A 14,603-nucleotide genomic window follows, 5' to 3' on the forward strand; every position below is an offset into this window, starting at 1 on the left:
AATCAAAAAAATCAAAGAAGGAAAAAGAAAGAATAAGTAACTCATCAATGGATAAGCAAAGAATATTTTTTACCGGAGGATCAGGAAAAGCAGGAAAACATGTCATTCCGTACCTATTGAATCAAGGGCATCAAGTGATGAATGTAGATCTCAAACCTTTGGATCATCCTGGAGTTGATAACCTAATCGCTGATATCACCGATTCCGGACAGATGTTTAATGCTATGAGTTCTTATGCTAATCTAGGTGAATTGGAGCCGGGTAATGGCGTGCCAAAATTTGATGCCGTAGTGCATTTTGCGGCAGTACCCAGAATTCTGATTAATCCGGATAATGAAACCTTCAGGGTAAATACCATTGGAACGTACAATGTGATCGAGGCTGCGGTGAAACTGGGGGTCAAAAAGGTGGTTATCGCATCCTCAGAGACTACCTATGGCTTTTGCTTTTCTGATGGGAAAACAGATCCTGACTTTCTGCCCTTGGAGGAGGAGTATGATGTGAATCCGATGGATAGCTATGGGATGTCCAAAGTCGTCAATGAGAAGACTGCCCGGAGTTTCCAGCGCAGGTCTGGTATTGATATTTACGCGCTCCGCATAGGCAATGTGATTGAGCCACATGAATACATAGAGCTGTTTCCATATTATTTTAAACACCCAGAAGTACGTAGAAGAAATGCCTTCAACTACATAGATGCGCGGGATCTGGGTCAGATAGTAGATTTGTGTCTGAAAAAAGACGGGTTGGGCTATCAGGTGTTCAATGCAGCAAACGATCAAAACGGAGCCATTATTCCAAGTAAGGAATTGGCCGAGCGCTTCTTTCCAGGAGTTCCCATCACCCGGGAACTTGGAGAGCATGAAGCACTGTATTCCAACCGTAAGATCCGTGAAGTTTTAGGCTTTAAAGAACAGCATCCTTGGCAGAAGTATTTGGAGTGGGAGTGAGGGGGATGGTTATAAGATAGAGATTATTAATTCGGCTAAAGCCGGAAACTTTTGCCGCTTTTATTAACCGTCAACCAAAGATGGAGGCAATTGATTGGTTTCGATTGCGTCATTGGCACCACCAGAGGAAAGAGAAATCTCAAATAATAGTCTCGAAATGCCTTTGAATAGTCCTGCATCGTGCGATCACTAGGAATATAGCTTTATCCCGTTCCTATTCAGAATAGGTTGACCCAAGTCTTCATCATTCACAATTCATTCTCGGGGATTCTTCTTTAAAAAACTGCATGTGTACCAAATAGTACTCGAATTCCTGTAATCTATTTGCCATCAAAACACAGGGCGGATGTTCCTTTAGCAGATAAGCCATATCTCCAATCTGACTTTTCCATCTTTCAGGGTAAGTAATACTTGATTTCTCCGATAGATTAGCTTCAATCTTTGGATTACATAAGTGCTACCCTCTGCTGGACGGCCACTTCGGCAGATATTCATGATAAACAGGTTTACGGTTTTTGTCTGGATTACAAATTTGATCCATTTGATAACATCCGCTAGTATTCCCTTCCGCATCCGCTTTATGAATCTAAATACCGAAGGACAACTATCATGTTTCAAAATACAATTAATCGGGCATCACTGGGTTAAATTGTATTTTATAATGAAATAATTGTGTTTCTATAGAAATAATTTTTAAAAATTAAATTTTTACATTAGAGTAATAAGTAAGTCATCGATGTAATTATTTATTTGGGGATGTCGAAAACCAATTTTTAAGAGTAGACAACAAACAAAAAACTCAACAATTATGAACCTTATTTCATCTTTACTTGAAGTTGTTCTGGGACTATTGTCAGGTCTTTTAGGAGGCCTTGGACTTTAATCAAGTCATGGATCAACAATCCCGTCTATTATTTTTGTAATACAATAAATATTGCATTAGTGGGAAACAGAAGCCACTTCCATTTGGAGGTGGCTTTTTATTGGTGCGCCCAGCTTGGGTTATACCTACGGTAAGCCGGTACCCTTTTGCACCTACAGCCAGCTAACCTAAGGCAGGAACTTACCAAAGGCAACTTTTTCTTAAAATAAGGAGAAGTAGTAGTAACCCCACTTCTCCTTTTGGATTGTCTTGTGACAGCCTATTTTTTAATCCCGGGATAAAGATTGCTCTCGGGCAACTCAATGGATAAATCCAATAAATACTTCACTACTGAAGCCACATCCACCAAACCCATTTCCTGAATTTCTATATTTTCCCGGATACCTGATCCCCAGGCAATAAAGCCTGTCTCAATCTCATCGAAATCAGGAAAATAGCCGTGCGTTCCACCTCTAGCCGGTTTAAGGATAGCTCCGCTGCTGGATCCTGAAAAGGAGATCCCCTGAATTGGCGCCAAGGCCAAAACTGCATTTGGATCAGCTCCTATACGGTCCAATTCCTCACGGTCAACTACTCTGAACAACTTTTTGATGCTAGCAGGTAAGTCAGCCAGAATTTTCTCCACCTTCATGGCAGTTTCCTGATCGTTTTTATCCTTTAGATGTAAGAAAGCAGAAGCCCCACTGGTATGAAAGGCGGCTTTCCAGTTGCCTCTGTCCTTTGAATCCTCCATCAGACCTGCTTCCACCAACCAGATGTTTGGAGAAATGGAACTGTGCGTATTGACAAATCCATGATCACCTGTGATGATAAATGTAGTCTTATCCATGATCCCGGCGCGATCAGCAGCTTCCATGATTTTTCCAATCGCACGGTCTATAGCTGCAATGGATTTGTACACCATTGGCCCCTCTCTCCCTTCACTATGCTGAAAGTGATCCGCTGCAATGAGATGTATAGTGGTCAGGTTTGGTTTGTAGGTTTCCAGTACATAACCTGCCATTTCTCCCGTTCTGTCCTCTCTATTGAGATAATCACCGTTAAAGGTCTTTTCATTCATTTTGCCCAACACCTGAAGTTCCATCTCTGCCATCAGGCCCTTTGGCGTTTCCATGTCCCGCATAGGTTCTATCCTTCCGCCGTTTTCTAAGCTCCAATATTCCGGTATATTGTAGTCAATCGGAGCATTTACAGATACTGGCCAAAGAAAACTTGCGCTGGTCATGCCAGCCTCTCTAACAGCATGCCAGAGCGTGGGAACTTGGATCAATTCAGTTTCCCAATACCATTTGCCTGTTTGTCCCTCAGGCTCGAACGGGGCGTTGTAATAAATCCCATGCTTTGCAGGGGGAAATCCTGTGATCACAGTGGTATGGGAAGGATAGGTGACAGATGGAAATACACCGGTTACCCCTAAGGATCTTGCCCCTTCTTTAGCCATGCTCTGCAGATTGGGAGCTGGCCATTTTTCTTCCAGATAGAAATCGGGCCTGAAGCCATCAATGGAAATAAGCACTACATGCTCCGCGGGTTTTGATTGTGCTTTCGCCCATGAAAAACCTGAGAGCATAGCAAAGAAGAATAAGGAATATTTTATCGACTTGATAAGTATTGATTTCATGTGTTTATAATTGATTTTTAATGGTCACATGGAATCTCGCACGACTTATAATCATCCCAGTGTGTGACGCTTGAGTCATGCTCGATTTCATAATAATAAATAAGGGTTGAAGAAGTCCACTGATCTTTATACCGCCAGTGGACTTCTAGAAAGTTTTAGAAAAATATTCTACCTGAGATTTGTAATTGGTATGGCGTACCACCCGGAGTGGTCACCCCTACATTTGAGTTGACCTGATATTCATAGGCCTTCTTCTCAGGGTCAAAATTTCTGATGGTCAACAGGTTTTGGTTGCCCAAAGTTTTTGATGTTCCCCACTCCTTATTAAGTAAGTTGGCGACGTTGAAGATGTCAAGACCAAGTTCAATACCTGATTTCTTCTCTCCTGTAAAGAATACTTTCTTGGTTGCCCGCAGATCCCAGTTTCCAAAGTACCCGTTTTCTCCCCCATTTCTGACCGCCACATTTCCCAGACTTTCGCGGATATAATCCTTGGCTAGGTTGTCCGGATTTGCCAAAACATTGTTCATAGCTTCAGCCACTGTCTCCGAAATACCTGGAGCAGATGGATCGAATACAAAAGCCAGGTCATTTGAGTTGACAAAATCCCCGTTTACGTTGCCGTTAACTCTTAGAGAATAGCGGGTTCCTCCAATGCCAGAATACCTTACGCCGACAGTAAATCCCTTGAAAGTTGGCAGCGTCCCATATACGACCACCTTCGTTCTATATTGCCCATTCGAATAGTTCATCATAGACAAGTCCCTGGGATCATCCACTACCATCTGGCTTAAAGTGGCACTGTTTGCCACATTACCATTATAAGAAGTGTTGTCCTTACTGTCATTCCACGTATAACTTGCCGTGACCTGTCCATCTTTGAAATATCGGTAAGTTCCATCTATTACCATGGTATACGTATTGTTTTTTCCCTCGCTATTTAATTCCAATACTCTCCCTATTTTATCTGTTTTTCTGCCCTGTGTCCAGTCTGCATTGCCATTAGAGGTGCTAATCGTTTCTGCAGGCACATAAACTCCCCGGTTACCTTCTTCTGTAAGCCTGAAAAAAGGCTGGTCTACCATGTTTCTATCCACATACATGTAGTTGTTTCTGGCTATAGAGGCAATGAAATTCACCCCCAATCTTAAGCGGTTATTGAAAACTCTATTGTACATCACATTGCCTTTATACACAGTGGGTACTTTTAAGTCCTCGCTGTTCATATTGATAGTAGTCACGGGGGTAATTCCAGGCTGGTTCAACAAATCAACACCAGGAGCAGTACTAGGATCATTTCTATAGGATTCAAAATTTGGTGTAGGTACGTTTTCTCCAGTGATATCTACCGCAAAAATCTTTGTTCCGTCAAACTGCAGGTTGTTGACATCTGAGTAGTTGTTGAGCGCAGAACCGAAAATACCAGCTCCAATTCTCAGGATATCCTGTTGCTTCTCATTGATGTCCCAGGTAAACTGGAATCTTGGCTGGATCTGAAATCCACCTGTTTTTACATCGGTTCTCAATCCCAGCTCATCAAAAACAGTCTGGTTAAATGTAGGACTGTTCTTGTAAGTTGTATAATCGCCACGCAGGCCAAGGATCAGATTCATACCCCTTCCCAGATCAGTTTCGGCCTGTGCATAGATCCCGCCCCCAAAAATACTTTGCTCCACAGTTGGATCTTCAGTTGCTACTTCTCTTGCATATCGGTAAGGCTTCAGGTCTTCAAAATTATCGAGCCCGGTGAAGTAGAATCTTCCATTGAATTCGCTGGTGGCAAGTGAAGTGAGGTCATTCAACAGCAAATCCATGCCAAAGGTATAATTGGTTTTGCCTTTGTTATAGTACAGGTTGTTCACCAACTGATACACATTGGACTCAAACCTTTCCGGCAGGTATCGTTGCCCACCCAACTGTATGGTTGTATTGACATCGCTTCCATCTACTGTGGATTCTACCCGCTGAACGATTGCCCTTGGGATATTAGTACTTGGCAGTTGTGTATTTGGCCTGCCATCATCCAGGGTATAGAGGTACTGAAGTTTTAATTCATTGGTCAGCTTATTGCTGATTTCAGTACGTAGAGATGCCATAAAGCTATTGGCAGTTGATAAGTGATCTCCATATACTTCATACAAGTTGATGGCACTGTTGTCTGAGACTCCCTGACTGTTTAAGTCACGGGAAAAGTTGTTTCTGATTGTCAATAAATTGGATGAATTGATCTGGTAATCTATTCTGGCAAAGGCAGTATGGGAATATCTTTTTTTGCTGAAGCTCCCTGTTTGAGGAGTATCAGAAAGGCCATACTTGTCCCTTCCTATCTGCAGGTACCTATCCAATGATTCTTGGGATAAATTATACCTGTTTTCATCTTCTGCGGTTCTGATGTCAGCGATATAAAGCGGTCTGGCATCCCGCTGTCCATCATATGCAATGAAATAATGCAGTTTGTCTTTGATGATGGGGCCACCAAGGGTAATCCCATATTGCTGAATGGAGAATTCATCCTCTCTTTCATTTCCTCTGGTATCATATTTACTTGCCAGCCAATCTGCCCTGTTAAATAAAAATGCAGAGCCATGGACTGTATTAGTCCCCGTTTTCGTCACCGCACTGATGATACCTCCACCGCTTCTGCCGTTGGTTACATCGTAATCATTGGTGACTACCTCAAACTCCCGGATTGCTTCCATAGAGATTGAAAACGGACCTCTGTTAGTGGATCCGCTGGATAACGGGCTTTTATTGGTCATTCCATCAATCGTATAATTAGTGGAAGAATATAACTGGCCAAGTAAATTACTGCCATTGGACACCGGTGACAGGTTGACCAGTGAATTGAAGTTTCTTCCATTTACCGGTAATGTCGCCATGTCTCTGGCGGTAACGGCTGTAGAACTACCAAACCTATCAACACTGTTACTTAAAGAATTTGCCGTGACGCTGACTTCACTAAGGCTTTGAACTTCCTCATTTAACTCAATGTCAAGTTTGATATGCTCTCCCTGATTGAGTGAATATCCCCTAAAAACTTTGGTTCCATATCCTACATAGGTGCATGTAACAGAATAGTCAGTCCCTAAAGGAAGCTGGTTTATCGTGTAAGAACCTGTGAGGTTGGTGATAGCAGAGGCGGTGAATCCTGTCAGCTCATTTTTAATCAAAAGTGCTGCTCCTATCAGAGGATCTCCATTCACATCTGTGATCTTTCCCGAAATCGATGCATTGGTAGCCTGGGAAAAAGCCTGCGTTCCTGTTCCCCATAACAGGAGAAAGAGAAGGAATCCTGTAACTAAACTGGTAAAATTTCTTGAACTCATAGTATCTGGATATTGGTTTAATTTTATCCAAAACTAGATTCCATACTTAGCCTAAAAATGTTAAAAATTAACATCAGCCTGAGAAGTAACAGAATGATAACAGGAGGAAACAAAATCTAATAATTATTTCATTTTCCTTGCCTGGTTTGTCTCTAATCGGCTAGACGGTAATACACCAAAATCCAGACAGCAATGACACCCTTTGGATCACTTTACTTTAATCCGCGCAGTATTTGCTACAGTCTGTCTGGTGACCCCTATCAAGTCCCCCAGATCTTTTTGGGTTAACAGATCAATTAAGGTATAGGAACTACCATGAACATCTTTGACCTTCAGATCAAAAAAGGAGCTTAAAAAGGTGAGTTTTTCCTGAGCTTTTTTCTCGTGAAGTTTTTTAAGCTTTTTTTCGGCACTGCACCATCGTTTGACCAGGTATGAAATGAACCATTCAGATACTGCAGGGCCCTGAAGTACCATTTCCTTGAAAAAGTCCCTGTTATAAATGCGTATTCTGGTGTCTATTAATGCTTTTGAATATTCGAAAAATTGATTGTTCAGGTATTTTAAATCGCCGAAAAAATCATTTGCCAACAATACATCAAACGTGAATTCTTCCCCATCATCGGTATAACTTCCCAATTTTATTGCCCCATCCAGAATTTCATAGATATAGAGATGGTCGGAAGAAGGGGTATAGATGTAGTCATTCTTCTTTATGGTAGTTTCTCTTATTTTCCCGAAAGACTGGGAGCTGTAGTGGGTAGAAATATAAGCGAAGAAATCAAAGCCTAAATAAGATTCATTAATAGGGCGTACAGGGATGGACATTTTTAAGCTGGATCTTACTCAAAATTACCTCATTGATTTGATGTTAAGGTTAATTGGGGGTGAAGTATTTCTTATTCTTAATTAATATTGGGCCATACTAATGCTCTCAGTTAGGAGATTGCCCTTGGAAGCAGCTGGTTTATTGGAGAAATAGGAAGGCGTTTAAAAAAACTAGTCCCTGAGTGGGCTAGGGGGATCCGTTTGTTTTTTATCCGGACTAAGGGTCCAATAAATGAATTGTCCGAAGTCAATTCAAAGCTGATTTCAGGCCAAGATTTTTGGATACTTTTGTACTCCAAAAGTATCAAGAGAAAATAGCCTCAACGCAATCGATTCAGGTTAATAGGGAGATTAAGGACCACTTACTAATACAAAAGACCCTTGCCCTGTCTACCGGCCAGGAAGGCATTCTCCTGCACTTACTTTCTTATTCCAGATCATTTGTAGGCAGGAGCGATGGTTTAGGACTTTACACAGCGTGGGTTACGCCTCTGGTTCACCCATGGCTAAAATCATGGCATGCTTGCTGCATTGATTCGTTCCTACAGGCAAGGTGCTTACTTGAGCTTCTATTTCTACTAACTACTCAAGACAGTTCATATTTAGCAGCTAGGCTAATCAATAATGGGTACGCCTTTGGGAGCCTGTCCCGATAACGAAGTGTATCGGCAAGTCGTGGCTCTAGCTTAGGGAAGGCTCGATTTCAGCCCCTGCAGTAAATCCCGCTTGGTAATCAATCCCCTTTTTCTCCAGAGAATCTTACCTTTTTTGAAAAGAATGTAATTGGGGATAGAGCGTACCGCAAATTGCTGAGCTAGCTGAGGCCTTTTATCAATATTGATTTTAAGCAGCCTGATTTTTCCATCCAATTCAGTCAGTACTTCGGCGATTATTGGATCCATGGTCTGGCAAGGTCCGCACCAGTCCGCATAGAAATCCACCAAAACAGCATCTTGGCTTTTAATGATTATATCCTTAGGGTTGCGCTTGGGCATATTTCGAAATAAATAAGGAGAAAAGGTATTCTTAGATTAAAGCAAGAATGTCAGTTTGATCGTGCATAGAAGGCTATGGATTTAAAGGGGATTTATCGGCTCTTTAATCTGATTAGCTGTTCGTAACAATCCAAACAGCGGCTAGAAATAAAGAAATAAACTGTCCTAAATTATAAAGTGTCTACTGTGGATGAAAGTTCGGATTAGGTACTGTTCCTCCAGAAGCGGGATAACAAGGAAAAGGAGATCAATATAATTAGTTCAGTGCCCTGATCAGTTGTTTGGGGGCGTTTCAGAAAGAGGGTATCCTCCTCTCCAAGGCTCAAAGAAGGTAAATGATTAGAAAAAAAATACGCACACCTGCACCACTCGCTGGTCACCTAGTGACAAAGGAAAGAACAAAAAAACCGCTAACTCTAGATTGAATTAGCGGTTTGGTAAAGTATAAATACCTAATTAATTTGTTGCTGGAGTGGCTGGAGCTGCCGGCATCTCAAGGCCTAACTTCGCCAATACAAGTTCAGTGAACTTATCTTCTTCTTTGGTATAAAGAAGGATAGGAGCCTGACCTGCTGATTCAGCAAAAATATGCGTGTAGTTGTTTTCAGCAGCCACTGCATTGATGGCATTGATCACTTTGGTCTGAATAGGGGAAAGAAGCTCACCCAGTTTTCTCTGGTAGCTGATCTGGGAGTCATTTTCCATTTTCTGCAGACTAGCTTGAAGGTCTGTCAATTCTTTCTCTTTAGCCGTTCTTGCTTCTTCCGTCATGGTATTCATAGATTGCTGATAAGTCTGAACCTGACGCTGAAAATCTTCTCCTTTTAGTTGCATGGTAGTCTGAAGCTGGGTTTCGTAGTCTTTGATATCAGCGGCTATTTGTTCCATTTCTGGCATCAAATCCATGATAAATTCTACGTTGGTATAACCAATCTTTACCTCTTGCGCCTGAGCTGCAAATCCTACGCAAAGCAAGGCTACTGCGGAAAGGATAACTTTTACTTTCATCATTTCTGTGTTTCTATTTATTTGTTTTCTTCTATTCCCAATTCCTCCAGGACAAACTCCGAATAGTCATGCCTGGGATCTGTATAGATAATCGCCGACGGGGCAGCTGCTTTATCAAATAAGATTCCCAAATTATTTCTTCGGGTCATTCTTTCAATAGCGTCATAGATCTTGGATTGTAAGGGCTGCATCAATTCCGCCTGTTTTTGGAAGTACTGCCCGTCTATTCCGAATATCCTACTGTTGAATTCCTGGGATTCTTTTTGTTTCAATTTAATTTCCTCCAGCCGTTGCTGGTACATTTCTTCGGTGAGAAGTACTTCCTCTGCTTTTAGCTGGACAGTAAGATCCTTGATCTCTTTATCCAAATTTTGTGCCTCTTTCTTCCATTCGGAACTGATGTTCTCTAGCTCCTGCTGGATTACTTTGTAGTCTGGATGCTTGTTTAGAATATATTCCGAATCAATGTATCCGAACTTCTGAGCCGCCAATGGTGCCGTCTGAAGCACAAAGAGCAACAAAAATACAATTTTCAGTGATTTATTCATGAGTTTGGGAAATTAACTGAAAGTCAATCTAAACATTCTTAGAATATCAATTTTTGCATAAATTAACTATTCCCTCCTCCAAAACCATACTTATCTGATCTGCTGGCCAATGGTAAAGTGGAATTGGGAGCCACTTCGGTTAAGCTCTCCAGGAACTCGATCAAACCCATATCCCCAATCAATTCCCAAGAGTCCAAATGCCGGCATAAAGATCCTTGCACCCAGGCCAGCTGATTTCTTAAGATCGTATGGATTGTAGTCCCTGTATGAACCCCAGTTGTTTCCGGCCTCTGCAAAGCCAAGTACAAAGATGGTTGCCGATGGGTTCGGAGAAATCAGGTACCTCACTTCCATCACATACTTATTATATACCACTCCTCCATAAGGTTCTGGATTAGCTGTTCCCCTTGTGAGCCTACCCGGAGTAATGGATTGGTTTTCATATCCCCGAAGACCGATGATTTCCTGGCCTAGGGCAAAGTTGTTCATCGACATACCATCACCACCCATTACGAATCTTTCCAAAGGAATAATACCAATCTTCTGGCTATAGGAGCCTAAGAAGCCCATGTGTGCTCTTGCACTTGCCACCAGTTTTTGCGAGCCAAACAATGGGGTATAAAGCGAAGCATCAAACATCCACTTGTGGTATTCCAGCCACTTATACTTTTCCTCATCAGAGGACTCTGAATTGATATTCTTGTTTAATGAAGAGTAAGGAGGGGTGAAGGCTGTGGATAAAATAATATTGGATCCCCGTCTCGGATAGGTTGGGTTGTCTATGTTATACCGGGCGATGGTGGTATTCCAGGTTAAGCTGTTGGATTTACCTGTAGGATAGCTTAGCCCAAATGAGGTTCCAAACTGGTCAAATTCATATACCTGAAATTGCAGGGAATTACTGATGCTAAAGTTGTCATCTGGCCAGGTTACCCGCTTGGCCAAACCTACGGTCACACCGGTGATTTTGAAGAAGCCCAATTCATCCCCGAAACTGGCTTGGTTGTAGAAATCAACCTGGCGCTGTACGGAATGGTTAAAAGAGAAGCTCAGGGCGTTTGGTTTCTTGCCACCAAACCATGGCTCTGTCAATGACACGGAGTAATTTTGGAAGGAACGGCCATTAGCCTGCACTCTTAGCGAAAGCTTCTGCCCATCACCCACTGGAAGTGGGTCCCACTTGGAGAAGTCTCCGATATTTCGAATGGAGAAGTTGTTGAATGAAAGGCCAACTGTTCCTACGAATCCATAGAATCCACCCCAGCCGCCGGATAATTCGATCTGGTCGTTTGGTCTTTCTTCCAGCTCAAAGGTGATATCCACTGTAGCAGCCTCGAAGTTTGGTCTCAGATCCGGATTGATTTTTTCCGGGTCAAAATACCCTAAGGTAGAAAGCTCACGAATCGTACGGACCAGTAGTTCTCTATTGAATTTTTGTCCGGGAAGAATACGTATTTCACGCATCACTACGTGATCGGACGTACGCTCGTTCCCCTTGATGTTTACACTGTTTACAGTCACTTGAGGACCCTCAAATATCCTCATCTCTATATCGATAGAATCCCCGGCTACATTCACTTCTACCGGATCAATTGTAAAGAATAAGTAGCCGTCATTTTGATACAGAGAGCTAACATCATCCCCTCTGCTAGGGTCGTAGTTCAGCCTTTTGTCCAGTTGTTCTTTGTTATACACATCACCTTTTTGGATTCCAAGCAGGGCTTGTAATACCTGATCGGGATGAATATAGTTTCCGTTGAACGTAATATCTCTATAGTAGTACTTTTTGCCTTCTTCTAAGGCGATATCAATGTTGATTTTGTCCTGACCAAAGTTATAAACTGAGTCTGCGGTTATTTTAGCATCCCGATACCCTTTACTTTGGTAGAAGTTTATCACATTGTCTTTGTCATTTCTGTATTCTTTTGGGATATACTTGGAGCCATTAAAGAAGTTCAGTTTGAAGTTCTTGTTGATGTAATCTTTTACATCTTCATTGGACGCCGAATCAGTATATAGGATTGTATTCTTGATGTCTTCGGCGCTTGCGTCAGATAGTCTCGAGTAGCCGTCCTTGAAGATACTTACCCTTGCATGCTCTTTGGTTTTTTTAAGCTTCTTTTTAAGCTTGGTGTCACTGAGTTCCTGGTTGCCGTAGAATTCTATTGCATTGATCCTTACCTTGGAATTCTGGGCTACATCGAATATCAGTTTTACAGAATTGGGTAGCGTGGTATCTCTTTCCTGCTTGATTTTCACATCCGCATTCATAAAGCCTTTGTCGAGGTAGTATTTTTCGATGGTTCGCTTGGCATTATTAAGCACATCGTCTCTGACTACACGCCCTCTGATATTCACCTTGTCCCGGAGCTCACTTTCCTGGGTTTTGTTCATCCCGGTAAATTCAACACGGGAAAATCTAGGTCTTTCTGTCAGATCAAGAAGTAATGAGATGTCCTCACCTTCTATTTTAGTCACCAGGATTTTAACGTCTCCGATGATCCCTTGCCCCCATAGCTTTTTCAATGCATTTGAGATAGCATCCCCAGGCACCTCGATTTTGTCATCCACTTTCAGTCCGGATAAGGAAATGATGGCGATTTCGTCCAAGGTGGTGAGACCTACAGCTTTTATTTCTGCGATTCTATAGGTTTTGGGCTGCGCGTAATTCAGCTCCAAAATATCAATTGGCTTGCTTGAGGCATAGCGACTTTGGCCCAAACGTATTTGCGCTATTGCTGAACTTGCCCAAACCAGACAAAACAGAATCAGTAAACTTTTTTTCATTAATTACTTAAGATTTAACTTGCTCACCCGTTTTGCCAAATCTCCTTTCCCGTGATTGGTAATCAGAAACTGCAGCAAAGAGGTGCTCTCTTCTAAAATCCGGCCATAGCACAGGAGTGAAATACATCTCTGTGTAGGCCAGTTGCCAAAGCAGAAAATTGCTGATCCGGTATTCACCACTCGTTCTGATCATTAATTCAGGATCAGGATAGTTGGCTGTCTCCAGATGCTCCGCCATTACTTTCTCGGTAATGTCGGCCACATTCAATTTTCCTTCTGAGACTTTTTGAGCAATGTGTTTAGCTGCATGGGTGAGCTCCCAGTGACCACTGTAGCTCAGTGCTAGGATCACTTTGAGTCCGGTATTTTTGGAAGTTGTTTCCTTCACCCTCATCAGTGTTTTATAGGCTGATGGAGGTAGGCTTTCAACATCTCCGATACTTTCTAATTTGAAGTTGCCATTCATTAGCATGGGGACCTCATCAGACATGGTCTTGACCAGAAGTTCCATTAGTCCATCGACTTCAGCTTTCGGTCTTGACCAATTCTCTGTAGAAAACGAGAATAAAGTGAGGTATTTAACCCCCAGGCTATCTGCTCCCTCTATGGCTTCCCTAACTGCCTTGGTGGCATTTTTGTGGCCAAATATACGCATAGCTCCTTTTTTCGTGGCCCAGCGTCCATTGCCGTCCATGATTATCGCGATATGCTTTGGGATGTTTGTTCTGTCAGATATATCCTTCATTCCAGCCGTCTCCGGTTCCTTACTTTTTTGGAGGTACAAAAATGCCATTTCTTTTCCAAATATTCGCCCAAGGGCTCGATTAATTAATATGCGTAGCATTTGGTAGTCATGATGGTATAGCTAATCGTAACCCCTAAGAAGTAGTACCAATCCTTGTCGTAGGGATTACCAAAGTTAATTCCATAGGGCTCATTAGCGGGATTATTGGGGTCATTGAATCTGGGGATTATTGGCTCCTTACTGTCTATTTTATCCAAGTAGTCAGTAAAGGTTGGCCGAAAGCCTAGTTCAGCGGCTAATGTCCAGCGTTCATTTAATTGGTATTTTACCCCTCCCCCAAAAGGAATGACTACTGTTCCCAAATTATACCTGGAAGATACATTGTATTGGAACGTATTCCCTTTAGCAAATGCATAGGTATAGCCTATGCCAAAGAAGGCATAGGGAGAGAAACGGAACTCTGAATTGGTAGTGAGGTAATCCAGAAAATTAAATTCCATCACCGCCGAAGCTTCTATTATTCCAGCTCTAAACCTGCCATCCCGCATCTTTGCTAACTGATCAATAGGTTTGATGCTATCTGCTCCATAAAGAAGCCCACCTGAAATGCCGACACGCAGTGCCCACACATTGTCAAAATTTCTCCTGCCAAACAACGTGCCTTGAGGTCCTAATTGGCCAGGGTCAATTTTCCGAATGATATCACCACTATATGCAGCAACACCCAATCCACCGCCTATTTCGTATTTCTGTGCCTGAATTTCTCCGGTTATGCCCAGAAAAAGCATTGAAAATACAAGTAAGTGGCTGAAAACCTGAAAATTGACCTTTTTCAAGACGATGCAAGATATGAAGTACCTAACGTTTAAAAAACGCATCTCAGTATTTAGCGGGTTAATAATTGTTAAGCTC

At 42.2% G+C, this 14,603-nt stretch carries 10 protein-coding genes; 1 reads left to right on the forward strand and 9 read right to left on the reverse strand.

Features of this window, described 5'->3' with window-relative positions:
* Window positions 1-47: 47 nt before the first annotated feature.
* Complete coding sequence (locus tag AS141_RS18135; protein WP_057939111.1) at window positions 48-950, forward strand: NAD-dependent epimerase/dehydratase family protein; 903 nt, start codon at window positions 48-50, stop codon at window positions 948-950.
* A gap of 1,142 nt (window positions 951-2,092) precedes the next feature.
* On the opposite strand, the gene AS141_RS18145 is transcribed toward AS141_RS18135, so the two are convergent.
* The 9 genes from AS141_RS18145 to porG form a co-directional block, all read right to left on the reverse strand.
* On the reverse strand, window positions 2,093-3,454 hold the full coding sequence (locus AS141_RS18145) for an alkaline phosphatase family protein (protein ID WP_057939113.1): 1,362 nt from the start codon (window positions 3,452-3,454) through the stop codon (window positions 2,093-2,095).
* Between the two features lie 155 nt (window positions 3,455-3,609).
* Window positions 3,610-6,780, reverse strand: coding sequence for a TonB-dependent receptor (locus AS141_RS18150; RefSeq protein WP_057939114.1), 3,171 nt, complete (start codon window positions 6,778-6,780; stop codon window positions 3,610-3,612).
* Between the two features lie 207 nt (window positions 6,781-6,987).
* Complete coding sequence (locus tag AS141_RS18155) at window positions 6,988-7,608, reverse strand: Crp/Fnr family transcriptional regulator (RefSeq protein WP_057939115.1); 621 nt, start codon at window positions 7,606-7,608, stop codon at window positions 6,988-6,990.
* Window positions 7,609-8,294: 686 nt separating this feature from the next.
* Complete coding sequence (gene trxA, locus AS141_RS18165; RefSeq protein ID WP_057939117.1) at window positions 8,295-8,603, reverse strand: thioredoxin; 309 nt, start codon at window positions 8,601-8,603, stop codon at window positions 8,295-8,297.
* A 456-nt stretch (window positions 8,604-9,059) separates the two neighbouring features.
* Window positions 9,060-9,614, reverse strand: a complete 555-nt coding sequence (locus AS141_RS18170) for an OmpH family outer membrane protein (protein ID WP_057939118.1) — start codon at window positions 9,612-9,614, stop codon at window positions 9,060-9,062.
* Between the two features lie 14 nt (window positions 9,615-9,628).
* The gene (locus tag AS141_RS18175) at window positions 9,629-10,159 is read right to left on the reverse strand and encodes an OmpH family outer membrane protein (protein WP_057939119.1); all 531 of its coding nucleotides are present in this window, start codon (window positions 10,157-10,159) and stop codon (window positions 9,629-9,631) included.
* 90 nt (window positions 10,160-10,249) lie between these two features.
* Window positions 10,250-12,946 carry a BamA/OMP85 family outer membrane protein gene (locus tag AS141_RS18180; RefSeq protein WP_057939120.1) on the reverse strand — a complete coding sequence of 899 codons (2,697 nt, stop codon included), beginning with the start codon at window positions 12,944-12,946 and terminating at the stop codon, window positions 10,250-10,252.
* A gap of 7 nt (window positions 12,947-12,953) precedes the next feature.
* Window positions 12,954-13,691, reverse strand: coding sequence for an isoprenyl transferase (locus tag AS141_RS18185; protein ID WP_057939186.1), 738 nt, complete (start codon window positions 13,689-13,691; stop codon window positions 12,954-12,956).
* Between the two features lie 83 nt (window positions 13,692-13,774).
* A complete protein-coding gene (porG, locus tag AS141_RS18190; protein WP_057939121.1) occupies window positions 13,775-14,527 on the reverse strand; it encodes a type IX secretion system protein PorG in 753 nt (250 codons plus the stop codon).
* Between the last annotated feature and the right edge of the window lie 76 nt (window positions 14,528-14,603).

The organism is Algoriphagus resistens (assembly GCF_001442615.1).
GTDB classification, from domain to species: domain Bacteria; phylum Bacteroidota; class Bacteroidia; order Cytophagales; family Cyclobacteriaceae; genus Algoriphagus; species Algoriphagus resistens.